17 protein-coding genes are annotated in these 19,746 nt (G+C 52.3%); 2 read left to right on the top strand and 15 right to left on the bottom strand.

All coding sequences use genetic code 11. From position 1 onward, the window contains the following. Positions 1-22 precede the first annotated feature (22 nt). Positions 23-421, top strand: coding sequence for a PaaI family thioesterase (locus tag MCJ35_RS00405; RefSeq protein WP_008721358.1), 399 nt, complete (start codon positions 23-25; stop codon positions 419-421). 81 nt (positions 422-502) lie between these two features. On the opposite strand, the gene MCJ35_RS00400 is transcribed toward MCJ35_RS00405, so the two are convergent. From MCJ35_RS00400 to hflK, 9 genes are all read right to left on the bottom strand, one after another. Beyond that, positions 503-1,405: a LysR family transcriptional regulator gene (locus MCJ35_RS00400; protein WP_008721357.1), complete on the bottom strand. Its 903-nt coding sequence runs from the start codon at positions 1,403-1,405 to the stop codon at positions 503-505. Between the two features lie 77 nt (positions 1,406-1,482). Next, a complete protein-coding gene (locus MCJ35_RS00395; protein ID WP_008721352.1) occupies positions 1,483-2,772 on the bottom strand; it encodes a CaiB/BaiF CoA transferase family protein in 1,290 nt (429 codons plus the stop codon). Then, a complete protein-coding gene (locus MCJ35_RS00390; protein ID WP_025483506.1) occupies positions 2,769-4,157 on the bottom strand; it encodes a membrane protein in 1,389 nt (462 codons plus the stop codon). The genes MCJ35_RS00395 and MCJ35_RS00390 overlap by 4 nt, the downstream gene beginning before the upstream one ends. Positions 4,158-4,185: 28 nt before the next feature. Continuing rightward, positions 4,186-5,238 (bottom strand): zinc-dependent alcohol dehydrogenase, encoded by a 1,053-nt coding sequence (locus MCJ35_RS00385; RefSeq protein WP_008721349.1) that lies wholly within the window; start codon positions 5,236-5,238, stop codon positions 4,186-4,188. A gap of 101 nt (positions 5,239-5,339) precedes the next feature. Next, complete coding sequence (locus MCJ35_RS00380; RefSeq protein WP_008721347.1) at positions 5,340-6,125, bottom strand: SDR family NAD(P)-dependent oxidoreductase; 786 nt, start codon at positions 6,123-6,125, stop codon at positions 5,340-5,342. Positions 6,126-6,130: 5 nt separating this feature from the next. Then, positions 6,131-7,324 carry a CaiB/BaiF CoA transferase family protein gene (locus MCJ35_RS00375; RefSeq protein ID WP_240299307.1) on the bottom strand — a complete coding sequence of 398 codons (1,194 nt, stop codon included), beginning with the start codon at positions 7,322-7,324 and terminating at the stop codon, positions 6,131-6,133. Between the two features lie 12 nt (positions 7,325-7,336). Next, complete coding sequence (locus MCJ35_RS00370; protein ID WP_008721342.1) at positions 7,337-8,596, bottom strand: MFS transporter; 1,260 nt, start codon at positions 8,594-8,596, stop codon at positions 7,337-7,339. Between the two features lie 360 nt (positions 8,597-8,956). Beyond that, positions 8,957-9,835 (bottom strand): protease modulator HflC, encoded by an 879-nt coding sequence (hflC, locus tag MCJ35_RS00365; protein ID WP_008721341.1) that lies wholly within the window; start codon positions 9,833-9,835, stop codon positions 8,957-8,959. Beyond that, complete coding sequence (gene hflK / locus MCJ35_RS00360) at positions 9,832-10,947, bottom strand: FtsH protease activity modulator HflK (protein ID WP_008721339.1); 1,116 nt, start codon at positions 10,945-10,947, stop codon at positions 9,832-9,834. The genes hflC and hflK overlap by 4 nt, the downstream gene beginning before the upstream one ends. A 221-nt stretch (positions 10,948-11,168) precedes the next feature. Between hflK and MCJ35_RS00355 the strand changes: the two genes are divergently transcribed. Then, positions 11,169-12,356 carry an iron-containing alcohol dehydrogenase gene (locus MCJ35_RS00355; RefSeq protein WP_025483509.1) on the top strand — a complete coding sequence of 396 codons (1,188 nt, stop codon included), beginning with the start codon at positions 11,169-11,171 and terminating at the stop codon, positions 12,354-12,356. A 139-nt stretch (positions 12,357-12,495) separates the two neighbouring features. Here MCJ35_RS00355 and MCJ35_RS00350 read toward each other — a convergent pair whose 3' ends face one another. From MCJ35_RS00350 to aspS, 6 genes are all read right to left on the bottom strand, one after another. Beyond that, positions 12,496-13,071, bottom strand: a complete 576-nt coding sequence (locus tag MCJ35_RS00350; protein ID WP_008721336.1) for a hypothetical protein — start codon at positions 13,069-13,071, stop codon at positions 12,496-12,498. Between the two features lie 195 nt (positions 13,072-13,266). Further along, positions 13,267-14,556, bottom strand: a complete 1,290-nt coding sequence (locus tag MCJ35_RS00345; protein ID WP_008721335.1) for an aspartate aminotransferase type Ic — start codon at positions 14,554-14,556, stop codon at positions 13,267-13,269. A gap of 235 nt (positions 14,557-14,791) precedes the next feature. Next, complete coding sequence (gene gatB, locus MCJ35_RS00340; protein ID WP_240299306.1) at positions 14,792-16,231, bottom strand: Asp-tRNA(Asn)/Glu-tRNA(Gln) amidotransferase subunit GatB; 1,440 nt, start codon at positions 16,229-16,231, stop codon at positions 14,792-14,794. Beyond that, positions 16,228-17,724 (bottom strand): Asp-tRNA(Asn)/Glu-tRNA(Gln) amidotransferase subunit GatA, encoded by a 1,497-nt coding sequence (gatA, locus tag MCJ35_RS00335; RefSeq protein WP_025483511.1) that lies wholly within the window; start codon positions 17,722-17,724, stop codon positions 16,228-16,230. Before gatA ends, gatB begins: the two co-directional genes overlap by 4 nt. A gap of 26 nt (positions 17,725-17,750) precedes the next feature. Then, positions 17,751-18,041 (bottom strand): Asp-tRNA(Asn)/Glu-tRNA(Gln) amidotransferase subunit GatC, encoded by a 291-nt coding sequence (gatC, locus tag MCJ35_RS00330; RefSeq protein ID WP_008721329.1) that lies wholly within the window; start codon positions 18,039-18,041, stop codon positions 17,751-17,753. Between the two features lie 73 nt (positions 18,042-18,114). Then, complete coding sequence (gene aspS, locus MCJ35_RS00325) at positions 18,115-19,446, bottom strand: aspartate--tRNA(Asn) ligase (RefSeq protein ID WP_025483513.1); 1,332 nt, start codon at positions 19,444-19,446, stop codon at positions 18,115-18,117. Between the last annotated feature and the right edge of the window lie 300 nt (positions 19,447-19,746).

The raw sequence follows: 19,746 nt of genomic DNA, 5'->3' as shown, positions 1-19,746 counted from the left end.
GAAAACAGGAGGTATTGATGACATGAGACAGGATATATTGGAAGGCATCCGCCGCCATATCCAGCCCCTGGCAGGAGTGGAACATGCACAGATCCTGGAAATCGCCCCAGGCCATGCCAGACTGGCCCTTGACGTCCTCCCATGTTCCCTGAATCTTTATGGAAATCTTCATGGGGGAGTGATTTTTACACTCTGCGACATGGCGGCCGGAATGGCCACCTATGCATACGAAGTGTCCAATGTAACCCAGCAGGGCTGCATCCACTTCATCAAGAGCGTGGATTCAGGCAAGCTGTATGTACAGGCAGACGCAATCCACAAGGGAAGCAAAACCGCAATCCACCATGTGGTAATCACCACCCCGGAGGGAAAGACCGTGGCGGACGCCACCTTTACCATGTTCCTGTTCGGCCCGGTATGAATCCCTTCGCAGGAGCAGCCGGAAAACCGCCTTGGGCGGGGACCTGCCTTAAGGGGGACATGCCTTAGGTGGGGACATGCCTTAGGTGGGGACACCGCTGAATCCAGGCCCCTTGTCCAGCACATGCTGGATATAATTCTTCACGGCAGGCGTCAGATAGTTATTCCTGTGGTAAACCATATAAACCAGCCTGGCTTCCGCCTCCAGCTCCACCTTCAGGTGGACCAGGTTGTCAAACTGCTTGAGAAGCGGAGTGTCGGCCACAATGGCAACCACCTGGTTGATGGCCGTATAGCCCCCAATGGTGGTCTCATCATAGCCATAGTGGGTGGCTTTCAGGTTATGCTTCCTCAGTTCCTTTTTAATGATCCTGCCCACGGGGCTGTTTTCCGGATAAGTGAGGATTTCATATGGTTCCAGGTCCTCCAGCTTCATGGGCTGGCCGGCCAGGGATGCCAGGGGATGCTTTTTATTGACAATGGTGGTGTATTCCTGGGAAAGGATAGGGGTGAAGCACAGGTCTGTCTCCCCTTCCGACATGGAACAGAACCCCACATCATATGCATCCGAACGGACGCCTTCCACAATAGCCGGGGTCATTCCGTTGAATACATTGAACTTGACGGTGGGGTTGCAGTCCTGCATATAGCTGTTAATGGAGCGTGGCAGGAAATCCCCGCACAGCGTGGGTATGCAGGCCACATCAATCACGCCTCCTATGGTTCCGGAGTTTTCCTTTGCATTGTCAATCCCCACCTCCAGTTCAACCAGGGCTTTACAGACATGGATATAAAAGTCACGTCCGTATTTGGTCAGCTTTACCCCCCGTCCTTCCCTCTGGAACAGGTCAATGCCCAAATCCCTTTCCAGGGACAGGATGGAGGCGCTGAGACTGGGCTGGGTGATGTAAAGCTCCTGGGCTGCCTTTGTATAATGCTGCACTTCAGCCAGTTTACGGAAATAGTAAAGCTGCGAAAGATTCATTTACAAAATACCTCCTTATTGAAGCACCTTCAGGGCTTTTGCCCCGCGCATCTTCCTGCGGGGCAAAAACCCTTTCATCAGTTTCCTGTTCCGTCAAAGCCAGGGCCATGGCTGGGTGCTGTCACACTGTCAGGAAGCGGAGGGCCGTCGTAGCATTTTACCGCCCCTTCCTGTTCCAGACGGGTGATTTCCTCCTGGCTGTATCCATATTCCTCCATCACCTTCCTGGTGTCGGCCCCTATGGGCCTGGACCGGAAAAGGACCGGGTCCCCCACGCTCCTTAACCGGATAGGGCTGGTAGGCACGCTGACCTCCCCCAGTGAATCATAGTGGATTTTCCTCAGGATGTCGTTGGCATAAGCCTCCTCGTCATGCAGGATATCATCCATGGTAAAGCATTTCTGGAAGGGGATGTCATTTTCCTTAAAAACCTGTTCCCAGTAGGCAAAATCCTGCTTTGCAAAGGCTTCCTCCATCCACGCAATCATCTGCACGTTATTCCCTGTCTCGTTCAGCACCTCCAGGGTGTCATATTCCTTATTCCCGATCAGATGCCCCAGGCCGATGACCTTCATGACCAGTTCAAAATATTTGTTGTAATGGCCAAAGCACATCAAAAACCATATCCCGTCCCTGGAGCGGTAACAGTTGTTGGTAGGGCAGGGGACCTCCTTCCTTGACCGCGGATACTCCCCTCCCTGCTGGGACACCGCCACGGCGCTTGACATTCCCCATATGGCGCAGTGGTAGAGGTTCACCACAACCTTGTCCCCCCTGCCGCACCTGAGCCTGCGCACCAGGGCTGCCAGGATACCTGCAGTAAGGGCCACGGAAGCATTCCAGTCTCCGAATGCCACAGGCACGTTGGCCGGCTCGAAGTGTTCCCCCTTTTGCGGGAACGCCATGACCAGGCCGCCCCTGGAAGAATAGGAGGTCGCGTCAAAGCCTTTGGAATCCCGTTCCGGCCCCCGCTCCCCGTATCCCCTCATCTGCCCGAAGACAATGTGGGGGAACTTACTGCTCAGCGTCTCATAGTCCAGACCCAGCCGTTTAAGGGCAGGGTCACGGAAGCTGGTAACCACGATATCCGAATCCCCTATCAGACGGTAAATAAACTCCTGTCCCTGGGCCGTCTTCAGGTTCACGCTGATCCACTGCTTATTCATGGAACTTAAATCATAAGCCTGATCGTCGAACTCCGTCTTGGACTTCATCCCCCAGCTGGCTCCCTGGGTGCGCTGTTCATCTCCCACAAAGGGTTCCACCTTGTACACGGTGGCCCCCATCTCGCCTAAGATCCGCGGACATGCAGGCGCTGCCACATAGGCAGTCAGATCCACCACCTTAATTCCCTCTAATCCAATCATTGCAACACCTCATCCTCCTCTTTCTGTTTTTGCAGGTTGAACTGGTAATCCTGCCTGATTTTTTCCGGCCCGCACAAAAGGAAGTAAAGAAGGATGCCGATGCCGATCCCCCACGCCCCTCCTTTGGCCACCATGACGCCTGACATCATACCTGCAATCCCAAGGTCCGTCTTGTCCCCTGCAAGGGAAACAGCAATCTGGGTACACACATAGCCCTGGATCATGACCAGGACCGCCAGGACTGCCCCGGAACCGGCCAGCGCCACCAGGTAAAGCGGGTAGCAGAACAGCCCCGCCACGGCCAGGATCATGTTGGTCCCATACCCGTCCCATATGCTGTCCATGCCTTCCCTGCCCGAGTTCTTATAACGCTGGAACGTGGAGACCGCATAGGGGGCACTCATAGGCCCTCCCAAAGGCGGGAACGGGGTCAGCAGGCCCAGGAACAGATTGCGCAGGCCGCAGACAACATTGGTCCTGTTGGTGTTATAATCCACCAGCTCATCCTCCCGGGCAGCATCCATCCCCAGCTGCTTAACCGTGATAAAATCCCCGAAGGCAATGATATAGGCCACAAAGGCAATGGGAAGGGCCTGTAACCAGGTTGCCGCAGGAGCAAAGCCGATATAAAAGGGTGACATGGAACGGATTGCCCCTGCAAAATCAGGCGCAGCCAGAATCTGCGTAAAACTTACCATGGAATAATCAATCTCACCCGTCACCGCCCCTACCAGGAGACATACAAACACGCCGCAGGCAAATGCAAACCGCCCCATGATCCGGAACATATGGATGCGCTCCGAATGCTTCTTAAAATAAGTGCTGAACATGAAGTAGAAAACCACCATGGAGCCGGCAAAGATGGTAATGGGGTAGGTGTATAATCCCGCACCTTCCTTAAACTGGCTGAAGGCCGCGGTGACCGCCGTGCCCATCACAATACCTGCCTTGATGGAGGGCGGTACCATGCCCGTAATCTTCCTGGCGCATCCGGTCACTCCCAGCACGATAAATATGATCCCAAGCTCAATCTGCAAGGCGCCCATGGCCTGCATCCTGGGAATCCCATCCCCATAACCATTAAGGTATACTATCACCAGGGCAAGGGCCGGGGTAATCCACCCTCCTACCGTGGCATCCCCCAGCAGCCAGTGGAGGCAGTAGGCCAGACAGCTGAATACAATCACGGCCCATGCCTGCCTGTTTTCAATTCCCAGTATCCCCACCAGGGTGGCAATGGCCGCCAGGGAGGTAACACTGTTGCAGAGGCCGGTAATCGCTTCCGGCCCCGTAAATCGGAAATGGATGAAGGGCAGCCTTATCTTAAACATGCCGCATCCTATATAAGGCTGCTCTTTTCCATATTCTCTTTTTAACACTGACATATGTAACCCTCCAGTCCGGCGCTGCCCCTTATGGAACCAGGATGATCCTCAGTCCCTCTCTGTTATCCAGCATCTTCATGGCTTTCTCAAATTCTGAGAACGGAAGTGTGTGGCTTCCTATTTCCTTGATATCCAGGCCGTTTGCCATCATATCCAGGCCCTGGAACCAGGTCTTGCGCTCATATGCCCTATTGCCGATGATGCTTAACTGACGCATGGAAATCGTGGTCATGTCCAGGGTGGATTTTTCTTTTGGAAGACCGGAAATACCGATTTTTCCGTTTTTAGCCAGCATCTGGACGCCCTGCTCCACGGCGCGTGCATTGCCTGCAGCATCAAAGGCCACCTGCACGCCGCGTCCGCCAGTCAGCTCCTTGACGCGCTCCACCGGGTCGCACTCATCGCAGTTAATCGGGATGGCGCCCATTTTTTCAGCAAGGGCCAGGCGTTTCTTATCAACCCCAAGTCCGGTAATCATGACCTTTTCAATACCAATGTACTTTAAGACCTTGAGCATCAGCAGGCCGATGGCTCCGCAGCCCAGCACCACCGCGCAGTCACCCATCTGGGGACTTACCCGGTCAACCGCATTGATGGCAACGCCAAGTGCTTCCAACAGCGCGCCCTCTTCATAGGATACATTGTCGGGAAGGGGAATCAGGTTGGTGCCGCGGATGGCCACATACTCTGCAAATGCCCCCGGAAGGTCCGTTCCATAGAACGGGCGGTTATCACATATGTTGATCTGCCCTTTGGCACAGTAAGAACACACATTACAGAACAGCACGGGATTTACCACAACCCTGTCCCCAATCTTAAAATTCTTTGGGGCAGCCGGGCCGATTTCCGCTACTACCCCGGAAAACTCATGGCCGAAAACCGCCGGGAACTGGATATTGTAGTTCTTGGCAATCGCCTCATTCCACCCGTAAAGGGAATGGTCCGTGCCGCATATGCCGCAGGCCTTTACCTGCACCAGGATTTCATCCTCTTTAATCTCCGGCTTTGGAAAATCGGTCACATACTCCATGCATCCTGGCTTTGGGGCTGTTTTGATGATTGCTGACATTGTCTCACTCATAGTTCTATCTCCTCTCATTTTTCCCGGAGCGGTCCGGATTGCCGGGCGCGCTCCATTTATTAGAATCCTTGTAACTGAATAACCCTTTGTCCATGGACCCTTTACTGGCAGGACCAGCCTCCGTCCAGAATGGCTGTCTGTCCTGTTGTGTAGGATGACTGGGGCAGGCAGAAGTATAATACAGCGGCCGCCATCTCGTCCGTGGTGCCCATTTTCCCCAGCGGCGTCTTATCCAGCACGTTCTTAAGCCGGGCTTCGTCCGCCAGGAGGCCGGATACCATATCCGTCATCACATAGCCGGGGGCAACGCCATTGACATTGATCTGGTACGGTGCCAGGTCGATGGCCAGCGCTTTTACCATGGCCATCACAGCGCCCTTGGTAATGCAGTAGGGGGCAATGTTCTGCATGGCGGAGATACCTCTCTGGGAAGTCATGAACACAATCCGCCCTCCGCCTGTTTTGGCCATTTCCTTTCCGCATGCCTGGGCCAGGAAATACCCTGCATCCAGGTTCAGGTCAAATATCCTGCGCCAGTCCTCCCTGGTAACATCAAAGGTATGGCATCTGGGAAGGGCCATCCCGGCATTGGATACAAGGATGTCAATCCTTCCGTAAGCAGCTATGGTTTCAGATACGATCCTGTCAACATCCTCCTGCTTTGTCACATCGGCAGAGACCGCAATGGCCTCTCCGCCCGCCTCCCTGATATCTGACACGGTTGACTCCAGTTTCTCTTTCCTTCTGGCCGCCACCACGATTTTGGCTCCGGCCGCTGCCAGTGTCCCGGCGCAGGCAGCCCCGATTCCCGTACCACCGCCTGTGACAATCGCCACCTTACCGCCAAGATGTTCCTTAGGATCCACACTAAACCAATTTTTACCCATATTCCTTATTCCTCCTTTATTGATACTTTAATAACCCCTTCCTCTGCCATCCGTTTTGCCTGTTCCCCGGTATAGCCCAGCCTTAAAAGCAGCTCCCGGGAGTGTTCCCCCAATGCGGGCGGCGGCAGGGCATCCTTCAGGGACAGGGGAAGATTGGACATTTTATGGGGGATATTTGTCTGAAGCACCTTCCCGGTCCCGGGGAAGGCATGATACTCAATCAACCCATTATCCTGTTTCAATATATCCTCGATGGCTTCCCCCTTACTGAGCACGGGAGCCATACACAGATCCTTGTCACTGAGCCATTCCTTCCATTCCGCCAGTGACCTGGAAGCCATGATTCCTTCCATCCTGGAAAATGCTTCAGGCGCCTCATGCCTGCGGCACATCTGTACAGGCACCAGTTCCGGCGCCCCGGTCAGGCGGCAGAATTCCTTCCAGAACTTCTCCTCCACCATCCCTACCGCGATTTTCCCGCCATCCTTTGTATCATAGATGTTGTAGCACACAGCCGGGTACTCCAGGTCCCTTGCCTCAAGGCTGCCTCCATAAAAGTAATACCGGCTGTCCAGCATGCTGTTCCACCACACAAAGGAATCAAACATGGAAATATCAATATAATTCCCTTTCCCGCTGACGCTTCTCTGATAAAGGGCAGCCAGCATGGCCTGGGCGGCCACCATGCCGCTGGCCAGGTCGCACAGGTGCAGCGGGCTGGTCCTGCCTCCGTTTAAGGACAGGTACCCGGACTGGGCCTGCATGTTAATGTCATGGAGGGCCTTCTGGCTGTTGGGATGGAATTGCCCGTAGCCTGACAAAGAACAATATATGATGTCCGGCTTCACAGCCTTTATCTGTTCATAATCAATGCCCAGGCGGGCCGTGACCCCCGGCCGGAAGCTCTCCAAGATGATATCCGACTTCCTTGCCAGCTTACGGAATATTTCCTTTCCTTCTTCGGATTTCAGGTTCACGGACAGGCTTTTCTTATTCCTTGCAAGCGCCGTGAAATAATAGCTCTCCCCATTCATCCTTGGTTCATCATGGCGGCAGAAATCCCCCCTGCCCGTATCCTCCACCTTGATGACCTCCGCGCCCATATCAGCCAGGACCTGTGTGGCATATCCGCCCGGAAGATATCTGGACAGATCCAGGACGGTCAAACCTGAAAACTCATTCTTCATTGTACAATCCACGATTCTCCTCCTTTATGCTGCCTTTACCTGATTTGCATAACGGCCTTTCACATACATGAGAAGCAGGCATACCACAATTCCTGCAACCCCGACCCCTATGGCAATACTGTAGGCATTGGCATAGGAAGTGGCCATGACCGCGCCGTCCGGTCCCAGCATCTTTGTCTTGGCTGCAATCTGGGGGCCAAAGTAGGAACCTGATGCATAGCCAAGAAACATGATTCCATAGTTCACCCCGCTGTTCTCCATTCCAAATACCTTCTGGGTAAATGGCGGGAAGCATACAAGGACGCCTCCAAAGGCCGCGCCGATAAATATAAGGCAGGTAATGAAAAGCGGGATTGTAAATGCATTCCTCATAATGAACAGGGACAATATGGTCACTATCAGTATGATTAAAACGGTCTTGGCCTCCCCCAGCCTGTCACAGACACGGCCAAATCCCATCCGTCCCACAAAGTTGGCAAGTGCGCTGATTCCCACAATCCAGGAGGCTGCCGCCGTCCCTACCCCCAGCTGGGCCTGGGCAATCCCTGAAAGTGCGCCTACAAACATGATTCCTGTCATGCTGGCCAGACACATAAGCACGATCATCAGCCAGAAGCGCAATGTCTTAAGCATTTCCAAAGGTCCGTACTCCCTGTCCGCCTTTTCAAGGTTCGTGACAGAGGCAGGGATGGGAGGCGCCACCCAGTCCTTGCCGGGAACAGTCATGATCCAGCCCACTGCCCACACCAGTACAATATAGGCCGCCCCTATCACCGACAGCCCCTTGGCCCCAAGGCCCAGGCCGTTGCACAGGATTTCGCCGAACCTGGAGGTAAGGAATGGCCCGATGGACGCCGACATGAGTAAAAGTCCTGACATGGTCCCCTTTTTCTCCGGATACCATTTAAGCCCGGTGGCAACTGAGGAATTATAGATAAGGCCGGAGCCGATTCCGTTTACCACGCCGAAAAACAGATAAAACATGGGCACCGATGTGGTAAGCCCTCCCACCAGCCAGCCAAAGCCATAAAGAAAGCCTCCCAGATAAATCACGATCCTGGGACCGATCTTATCAACCGCCCTGCCGGAAAAAATACCAAGTGTGGCCGCAAACAGCTGTTGTATGGTATAAGCAATGGAAATCTGGCTGTCCGTTCCCCCCGTGGCCTCCATAATAGAAGCTTTAAACACAGAATAAGCTGAAATTCCCGCTGCCACGAAAATGACAATCCAGGATGCCGCAAATACCTTTTTCCTTAAGCTGTAATCTTGTGCAGTTGCCATGTAATACCCTCCTTCATCATTTTGTTATTTTTTTAACAATTATTGCGCAGATGTCTCCCGGAGATTGCATCTTAGACCAGGGGGTGGTAAAAGTGTTGACTCAATCTTAGGTTATCTTCATTATATAGCCATTCATTATACATATCCAATTGAAAGCAATGTGTCTTTCGTGCACTTTTCATAGGGTTTTTCTATGAGTCCGGATTTTTATATGTATATTTTGTATTATTATCCCACCTCATTTCACGTATCCATTTGCTTTTTTAACAAACAAAGACAGGCGTATCGATGGGTTTCATCAATACACCTGTCTTTCTTCCATATATAATATCAAATATAATATCAATTCATGGCTATAACTTAATTACCAGACAATATCCGCGCAATTTCACTATCCTCGTTCAGGATAACCGTCTTGTTATCCCCCCTCAGGGAAGCCTTTATGGCATCCAGGGAACGCACGTAATTATAGAAATCCGCCTTGGCCTCATCATTATAGGCTTCGCTCAATATCTGCATGTATCTTGCCTCGCCCTCGGCCTTGATCTTCTCAGCCTCCGCATCGGCCTTGGCCACGGTTTCCTTCACGGTCTTGTCAGTCTCGTTCTTAATCAGGGAGGACTGGTATTCCCCGTCCGCGGTATACTGGGCCGCGATGTTGTTACGCTCGGAAATCATCCGCTGGTATACCGATTCCTTGTTGGAATCCGGCAGATCCAGCTTCTTTGTCTCCACTGCATAGATATGGATGCCGTAGGAATCCATGGCAGTGCCGATGTTGTCCGTGATTGTCTTTGCCAGGTCGCCGTCGCGCCCGGATATGATGTCCGCCTGGTTGGTGGAACTGAGCACGTTCTTGATTGAGTTATACACCACATTGCCCAGCCTGACCTCTGCCTTTTCCTTGCTGGCGTTTAAGGAGGACAGGTACTTGACCGGGTCGTTGATATCCCAGATGACAAAGGAATCCACGGTCATCACCTTCTTATCCTTGGTGGTCACGTCGCTGGGGTACAGGTCCGATATCATCTTGTACCTGGGTATCTTCTGTACGGACTGGAGGAAAGGTACTTTTAAGGAGGGGCCTGCGCTGTCCTCTATGCGCACCACCTTCCCGAACTGTATGATCAGGCTGTATTCATTGGCCCTTGTCACCACTACCGGGTTGAAGATGGTGACGGCCATCAGGACGATTACAACAATCCCTATGTTCCTCATAAACTTTGTCAGTGTCCTCATTCCTGGGTACCTCCCTTCTGGCTGTCACTTACAAAAGAATCCAGGGGCAGCATGGTCTGGGTGCCGTCCGAACCATTGACAATGACCTTCAGGCCCGGAAGCAGTTCCTCCATTGTCTCATAGAACATCCTCTTCTTCGTGATCAGCGGGTACTTGGCGTACTCCTCATACATGTCGTTGAAACGGGATACCTGTCCCTCCGCCTCGCTGATACGCTGCTGCCTGTAAGCCTCCGCATCCCTGGCAGCCTTATCCGCCCTGGCATTGGCCGCCGGCAGCTGCTCTGACTGGTACTTCTTGGCCTCGTTTATCTTGGTGTCCATGCCCTGTTTGGCATCCTCCACTGCCTTGAACGCATTGTTCACTGCCTCGGTGGGAGGCTCCGCATCCTGTATGGTCACATTGACAATACCGATTCCGATGTCCTCCTGCTCCAGGCGCTCGGAAAGCAGGGCCTTGACCCTGGCCTGTATCTCGGATTTGCCGGTGGTGATGACCTCGTCCACGCTGTAGGAACCCACCGTGTCCCTGATATAGGACTGGGCCAGGTTCTTAAGGATGGATATGGCATACTGGCTGTTGATATAAGCCTTGATGGGATCCACAATCTGGTATTCAATATAGAAATCCACGTTCACAAAGTTGAAATCCTTGGTTATCATCTCTGATTCAGAAGGAATGGATACCGTGTTTTCCGGCCCGCCCTCCCCGTCATCCACCCTGCTGGACGCATTGATATGGCTGTTAATGAGCGGCGCTCCGCCTGTCTGGGCACTGTAATCCGGGTCGTAGCCAATGGGCATGCCCCTGATTTCCTTGGACATCTTATACACCTTCTGTATGAAGGGATACTTGAACTTAGGTCCTGAGGTCATGACACTGGAAGGCCTTCCGAAGGTGGTGACCACAGCCATCTCATTCTCGGACAGCGTATAAAAGGAATCCAGGGCAGCTACCGCCACCAGCACCAGGATGATTATGAACTTAACAGGGCGCAGCATCCGCTTCATCTTCTTATTGCTTTCCGCGCCATTGTCAATGACAACTTCCGGTCCGTCTTTTCCGCTTTTCCCGCCAGGACCCACAAACTTCTTACCCATAAAAAAATTCATTCAGGCTCTCCTCCTTTTGCATAATTATTATCAGTATATCACAGCTTATCTCCCCATAATAGTTTTTTTATCTTTATATTTATTACAAATTGCACAATATCCGTGGTGGAATACCGGTATTCCTTTTTCATACCTACCCATACATGGCAAACCATGCTATCATATAGTTGTTAAAGAAATAACAAATTAAATAAATTTTACATATACTGGGAGGTATTATCATGAGATTTACATTACCTAGGGATTTGTATCACGGCAAGGATGCGATTGAAGCATTAAAGACACTGACAGGAAAGAAAGCATTTGTTGTTGTGGGCGGCGGCTCCATGAAGCGTTTCGGATTCCTGGACAAGGTTGTGGATTATCTGAAGGAAGCCGGCATGGAAGTAGAGCTGTTTGAAGGCGTTGAGCCAGATCCTTCTGTTGAGACTGTCATGAAGGGCGCAAAAGCCATGGAGGCTTTCCAGCCTGACTGGATTGTTGCCATGGGCGGCGGTTCACCCATCGATGCTGCCAAGGCCATGTGGGCATTCTATGAGTACCCCGACACATCCTTTGACGATTTAATCATACCATTTAATTTCCCGACCCTGCGCACCAAGGCAAAATTCTGTGCGATTCCTTCCACATCCGGCACTGCCACGGAAGTGACCGCATTTTCCGTTATCACTGATTACAGCAAGGGAATCAAATATCCTCTTGCGGATTTCAACATCACACCTGATGTGGCTATCGTTGACCCGGCCCTGGCTGAGACCATGCCGAAGAAGCTGACCGCACACACAGGTATGGATGCCATGACACATGCCATCGAGGCATATGTGTCAACCCTTAACTGCGAGTATACGGACCCGTTAGCCCTCCATGCCATCGAGATGATTAACGGGTATCTGATACCATCTTATAACGGTGATATGGAAGCCCGTGATAAGATGCACGATGCACAGTGTCTGGCCGGAATGGCATTTTCCAATGCTTTGCTTGGAATCGTCCACTCCATGGCCCACAAGACCGGTGCAGCATATTCAGGCGGCCACATTGTTCACGGTTGTGCAAATGCAATGTACCTGCCAAAGGTTATTAAATATAACTCCAAAGAACCTGAGGCCGCTGCAAGATATGCTAAGATTGCCAGATTCATCAACCTGGAAGGAAACACAGACGAGGAACTGACCGATGCCCTCATTGCACGTATCCGTGAAATGAACAAGGCTCTGGATATCCCAACCTGCATCAGGGACTATGAAGGCGGGATCATCGATGAGAAGGAATTCATGGATAAGCTGCCAACCGTTGCAGAACTGGCTGTAGGTGATGCGTGCACGGGTTCCAACCCAAGGGCCATCACTCCTGCTGAAATGGAAAAGCTGCTGAAATGCTGCTTCTATGATGAGGAAGTCACATTCTAATGCCCCCCTAACGTGTTAGAGATATCTCTAATACACTCCATATAAACGGTTTGTTTTTACTGCCCGAAAAGAGGCGGAAAGGATTCGACCTTTCCGCCTCTTTTCACGTCCGGATTTTTCCAGGCACCGAAACACCGTTTTACCGGCTTACCAGGAGCCGTTCCATATACCGCAGATACCCGCACAGCCCAATCACCAGGAACACTTCCAGGATGCTGGTGATAAAACCTGCCCGCAAAAGGAGCAGGCAGGCGCAGGCAGCCATAAGCCACATGATATTCCATGCCTGCCTGTACCTTGGCCTGTCCCTGCTGCTGAGGAAACGCAGGAAGCCTACAATACCCAATGCCAGAAGGATGGGGGATAAAAATGCCAGCAGCACGTGCAGATGGGCTTTTAAGGGATATTGTTCCGGGGTATAGGGAATCATAACCGCTGTAAGGAGGAATGCCGCCGCGGTGTACACCAGGCTTTTCCCGGCAATGTTCCTGTATCTTCCTATATTAAAGAGATAGCGGACATAGATGCAGTAGTATATTCCGGTAAAAATGCCCCAAACGGCAAACAGTAACTTATGGCCTGACAGATTGCCAAGAACGGAAAGGTTTGTGTCGGTCCAGCTGTCAAGGGATGCTAACAGTACCGTTGCGCCTGGTACTAAATAGATGGTAAAGAGATCGTATTTGCCTTTAAACCGTCCTGAAGCGCCTTTCATGGCCCCTGGCCTCCTTTATCAGATGTTCCTGCCGCATAAGCGGCTTATGATTGCATCGGCCTTCCTGAACAGAGCAGGCTCAGCCGCAAAAACGGAAACAGGGAGCAGGTCCCTCCGGATGGATGAACCGCTCCCTATCATTATCTGATAAAGATCCTGTTTTTACACTTGAATCATTTTCCTTAAAAGGGTACTTTAATCCATGCCCTTTAACAGCTTCTCAACACTGGAAAGCTTCACGCACAGGGCAAACAGCTCAGATGCGGTAACCAGATCGCCTAACGGCGGATAGGTCGGGGCAATACGGATGTTGTTGTCCTGAGGATCCTTTCCATATGGATAGGTTGCCCCGGCAGGAGTCATCACAACGCCGGCCTTCTTGCATCTTGCCACGATGTCCTTTGCACAGCCGTCCAGGGAATCAAAGGAAATGAAGTAACCGCCCTTTGGCTGGGTCCACTCCCCGATTCCAAGGCCGCCCAGTTCCCGTTCAAGGATTTCTTCCACTGCCTCAAACTTGGGACGGATGATGTCCGCGTGCTTTCTCATGTGTTCCACCATCCCGTGGATATCCCCGAAGAAACGCACGTGCCTTAACTGGTTTACCTTGTCATGGCCGATGGTCTGGTTCTTCAACTGTGCCTTGATGTCCTCCAGGTTGTTGTGGGAGGTGGCAAGGGCCGCAACGCCGGAACCAGGGAAGCTGATCTTGGAGGTGGACGCAAACTTATATACCAGATCCGGGTTGCCTGCGCGCTTACACTCTGCCAGGAGTTCAATCAGGTGGTCCTGGTCATGGTCGTAGAGATGGTGCACACCGTATGCATTATCCCAGAAAATCCTGAAATCAGGCGCTGCCGGCTCCAGCCTTGCAAAGCGGCGCACGGTCTCATCGGAATAAGAATAGCCCTGTGGGTTGGAATACTTGGGAACGCACCAGATTCCCTTGATGGAGTCATCCGATGCCACCAGCTCTTCCACCATATCCATATCCGGACCCTGGGGAGTCATGGGGACATTAATCATCTCAATGCCAAAATACTCAGTGATGGCGAAATGACGGTCATATCCGGGAACGGGGCATAAGAATTTAACCTTATCCAGCTTGCACCATGGGGTATTGCCCATGATTCCGTGGGTCATGGCGCGGGATACCGTGTCGTACATAACGTTCAGGCTGGAGTTGCCGTACAGGATAACCGTGGAAGGATTCACTTCCATCATGTCAGCCAGCAGTTCCTTTGCCTCGTCAATACCGGTGAGCACACCGTAGTTGCGGCAGTCGGTCCCGTCCTCACAGGTCAGGTCATCATTGCTGCTGAGGACATCCATCAGTCCCATGGAAAGGTCTAACTGCTCCACACATGGCTTGCCTCTGGACATATCCAGCTTTAAATCCTTACCCTGCATTTCGCGGTACTGTGCCTTCAGTTCCTTGCGCAGTGCCACAAGTTCATCTTTGGTCATCTCTGCATATGGCTTCATAATATCCTCCTTGATACCCTTCATTATTCTTTTTACTCTTTTGTAGCCAGCAGGCGTACATCTGTCAGCCACCAGTTTACACTTTCGTGCATTGTACATAAGCATACACCAAGTGGGGCTTTCCGTCAATACAAAAATTTCTTATATTGGTGAAAGTTGTGCTTATGTTTCCCTTCTCTTTTTGTGCCTTTACTTATAGAGTGCCTTTTTGGGACCGTCCATTCCTTCTCTCCAATCAGCGGGACAGCATCTCCTTCACAATCCGGTTCACCATGGCAGGGTCCGCCTTACCTTTCATGGCCCGCATGGTCTGGCCCACAAGATATCCCATGGCTCTTTCCTTGCCCCCATGGTAGTCCGCCACGGACTGGGGATTGGCCGCGAATACGCTTTCAATGGCACTGCGCAGGGCGCCTTCATCATTTACCACCTTCAGCCCTTTTTCCTCCACGTATGTTTCCGGCTCCACATCATTTGAAAAAATCTCCTCAAACACGGTCTTTGCAACCGTGCGGTTGATATCCCCCTGCTCCACCATCCGTATCAGGGACGCCAGGTTGGAGGGTGAAAAACGGATATCGTCCGTGTCCATCTCATGTTCCTTTAAAAGGCGCATGGCCTCCACCATAAGCCAGTTGGACACTTCCTTTGGACGGTTGCACAGTCTGACCGTTTCCTCAAACAAATCAGCCATGTGCTTGGAACTGGTAATCAGCCCGGCATCATACTGGGGAAGTCCGTATTCTTCCATATAACGGGCGATTTTCTCCGTGCGCAGCTCAGGCTGCCTTGCCCTGACATCCGCAATCCATTCATCGCTTATGATTACCGGAACCAGGTCCGGGTCCGGGAAATACCTGTAATCCTGGGCATCTTCCTTGGAACGCATGGCTTTGGAGCTTTCCTTGTTGTCATCCCAGCGCCGTGTTTCCTGGATTACCTTTTTGCCCTCCTCCAGAAGTTCAATCTGGCGCTTCCTCTCCCCCTCAATAGCCCTTGCAATGGCCTTGAAGGAGTTTAAGTTCTTCATCTCCGTCCTGGTGCCCAATTCCCGGGCGCCCGCTTCACGGACAGACAGGTTCACGTCCGCGCGCATGGAGCCTTCCTGCAGCTTACAGTCAGAGGCGCCCAGGTACTGGATGATCAGACGCAGCTTCTCCAGGTATGCGATTACCTCCTGGGCATCCCTCATGTCCGGCTCGGATACGATTTCAATCAAAGGCACGCCGCTCCTGTTATAATCCACCAGGGAACAGTCCTCCCACTCATCGTGGATCAGCTTGCCTGCATCCTCCTCCATGTGGATTTCGTGGATTCCCACCTTTTTCTTTACCCCGGATGCAGTCTCTATCTCCACCCAGCCCTCGTGGCATATGGGAAGGTACAGCTGGGAAATCTGATAGTTCTGGGGGTTATCCGGATAAAAATAATTCTTTCTGTCGAATCTGCAGTATTGGTTAATCCGGCAGTTGGCCGCAAGGCCCACGGCCATCGCATACTCCACCACCTGTTTATTCAGCACCGGAAGGGAACCCGGCATGCCCGTGCATACAGGACATGTGTGGGTATTAGGCGCTCCTCCGAATGCAGTGGGGCAGGAACAGAATATCTTGGTCTTGGTGGCCAGCTCCACATGGACCTCCAACCCGATTACGGTTTCATACTGTCTGCTCATGATATGGCCTCCTCTTTCCCGGAATGTACATCCAAATGGGACATATCCGGCATCTCCCGTTTTCCTGTGCATTCATATGCATAGGCTGCCCGGATGATATCCTTTTCCTTAAAACAGTCCCCAATAAGCTGCAGGCCGATGGGAAGTCCCTTTGAATCCCTGCCGCAGGGAACGCTTATCCCTGGCAGGCCTGCCAGGTTCACGGAAATGGTGTAAATGTCGCCCAGATACATTTTTAAGGGATCCCTGAGGGATTCCCCAAGACGCGGGGCCGTGTCCGGGGACGCAGGCGCCAGGATTACGTCGAAGCGCTCAAAGGCACGGTCAAATTCCTGTTTAATCAGGGCCTTTGTGCGCAGCGCCTTCAGATAATATGCGTCATAGTAACCGGAGCTTAATACAAAGGATCCCAGCATGATACGCCGCTTCACCTCAGGCCCAAAGCCCTCGGAACGGCTCTTTTTATACATGCTGTGAAGCCCGTCATAGTCCGGCGTGCGGTATCCGTACTTCACGCCGTCAAAGCGTGAAAGATTGGAACTGGCTTCCGCGGATGCGATAACATAATAGGCAGGGATGGCATAGTCCACCAGCTTCAGATCAAAGGTTTCCACCACGGCTCCCTTTTCCTTTAACACCCGGGCCGCTTCCAGCACCGCTTCCCTTACCTCAGGATCCAGGCCCTCTCCCAGATAGCTTTCCGGGACGCCGATGCGCATGCCCTTCACATCATCCACAAGGGCGGAGGTAAAGTCATAGCTGTCCCGTCTGACAGAGGTGCTGTCCTTTGGGTCGTGGCCTGCCAACGTTTCCAGTATGGCCGCGCAGTCAGAGACATCCTTTGCCACAGGCCCGATCTGGTCCAGGGATGAACCATAGGCAATCAGGCCGTAGCGGGACACGGTCCCGTATGTCGGCTTGATTCCCGTGACGCCGCAAAAGGAACTGGGCTGGCGGATGGAACCGCCGGTATCCGAGCCAAGGGCGTAAAAGCATTCACCGGCAGCCACAGCCGCACAGGAACCGCCTGAGGAACCGCCCGGAACATGTTCCGGGTTCCAGGGATTCCTGGTGACGCCAAAGGCCGAGGTTTCCGTGGTGCTCCCCATGGCGAACTCATCCATGTTGGTCTTTCCCAGAATCACGGCTCCTGCCTGTTCCAGGTTAAGGACTGCCTGGGCCGTGTAGGTGGGTATGAAATTGTATAGTATCCTGGAACTGCAGGTGGTCTTAAGTCCTTTTGTGCACATGTTGTCCTTCACGGCCATGGGCACCCCGGCCAGGGGACCGGTAAGGGTTCCTGCCTCAATCCGTCCCTGTACCTCTGACGCCCGTTTTAACGCTCCCTCCTCATCCACGGTCACATATGCGTGGATGGACGGCTCCAATGCCTTTATCCGCTCCAGGGCCGCCTGGACAGCCTCTACGGCAGTCACCCGGCCCTCCTTAATATACCTGCCCAGTTCAAGGGCGGTTAATTCTGATAATCCCATTCTTCCTGTCCTCCTGCTCTGACTCCCTATACGGTCTTCGGGACCTTGAACGCCCCATCCTTCTGTTCCGGCGCATTGGCAAGGATATTGTCACGGTCCTCCCCGCCAGACACCACATCCTCCCGGAACACGTTGCTCACAGGAAAGATATGGGTCATGGGTTCCACTCCCTCTGTGTCCAGTTCATTCAGCTTGTCAATATAATCCAGCATGCGTCCCATATCCTTTTTGGCTTCCTGCTTTTCTTCCTCCGAAAGCTCCAGCTTGGCCAGGATACCCACATACTCAATGGTCCCGTCATCTATGATATTTGCCATGATTTTTACTCCTTTCTATCTGCAGACTGCTGCGCATCCATACCATCTACGGCTCCAGCCTTGTCACATCGCGCTACGGTTCCAGCCTTGTCACGTCACGGGGGAACATACAGGTCTCCCTTACATTCTGTTCATCCAGAAGCCGCATGGTCAGCCGCTCAAGGCCGATTCCAAGGCCGCCGTGGGGCGGCATTCCATATTTAAAAATCATCAGGTAGGATTCTATATCCTCCCTGTCCATATCCCGCTTCCCTATCTTCTCAAGGATAGCGTGGTAGTCGTGGATCCGCTGTCCGCCCGTGGTAACCTCCAGCCCCTTAAACAGAAGGTCAAAGCTGAGGGTAAACCTGGAATCCTCCGGGTCATCCATTGCATAGAAGGGGCGCTTTTTAGAAGGGTAATGGGTCACAAACACAAAATCGCTTCCATACTCTTCTTTGAAGTAACGGCCAATCAGCAGCTCCTCCTCAGGTTCCAGGTCATATGGGTTGCGTATTTTCCTGTTGTATTTCCCAGACACCAGCTTCTTAGCCTCGTCAAAGCGCACTGCGGGGATCCGGCTCACATCGGGAAGCCCTGCCTTCAGTATATCCAGTTCCTTCCCATACTCCTTCCTTAACAGTTCCATGACATACTGGAGCATGCCTGTCTCCATGTCCATCACGTCTTCAAATCCATCGATATAGCCCATCTCAAGATCCAGGCTGGTGTATTCGTTCAGATGGCGGGTGGTGTTATGCTTTTCCGCCCGGAACACAGGCGCTGTCTCAAACACACGGTCATAAACACCCACCATGGTCTGTTTATAAAACTGGGGACTTTGTCCAAGCTCCGCCTTTTTATTGAAATAATCCAGCTTGAACACATTGGAACCGCCTTCCGCCCCCCTGGCCACGATTTTAGGCGTGTGTATTTCCGTAAAGCCCTGACTGAACAGGTAATCCCTGAATCCCCTTACGATTCCTTCCTGAATCTTGAATTTTGCCCGCTCCCTTATATTGCGCAGGGAAATGGGCCTCAGTGCCAGCTTTGTCTCCAGGGAAGTGTTAAGCTTCCACTTGTTCACCGGGATAGGCATGGTGTCCGCGGGACGGGACAGGATCCTTATATCCTCCAGACGGATTTCAAATCCATGGGGCGCCCTTTCCTCTTTCCTCACAGCGCCCTTTACCTCTACCGCGCATTCTTCCTTTAAATCTTTTATATCCACATCCCCGGCAGCTCCCTCGCACACGCACTGCACCAGCCCCTCCGCTTTCCTGAGGATTACAAATGCCACCTCGCCCATGTGGCGTATGGTGTGCACGGTTCCGTTCATGCGGACCGTCCTGCCCTCATGATTCCCACTTATCACTTCCTGGATTCCCAGGACTTCCTTTTCCCTTACTCCGCTGATAAATTCCATGGTATTCGCTCCTTTCGGAACGTCCGGCATGTGCATGAGGATAGAAATCCCCTATCTGGATAAAGACCTCACACCGGTACGTTCTGGCCTGCAATCTGGCGCTGGATTGGTTTTATTATTTTGTAACGCGCCAGTGACATCCGGTTCCGGGACATTTTCCTGCAAGAACATTTGCCTATAAGAATATTTTCCTGTAAGAACATTTTCCTGCAATAAAAAACGCCCCGGAACACAGTAACTGCATTCCGGGACGGGATTACATCCATAAGACATTCCCGCGGTACCACCCGCATTGAGACC

The organism is Enterocloster sp. OA13, assembly GCF_022440595.1.
Taxonomy (GTDB): Bacteria; Bacillota; Clostridia; order Lachnospirales; family Lachnospiraceae; genus Enterocloster; species Enterocloster hominis.
The sequence above is the reverse complement of the archived record's forward strand: the minus strand, read 5'-3'. Positions and strand labels throughout refer to the sequence as shown.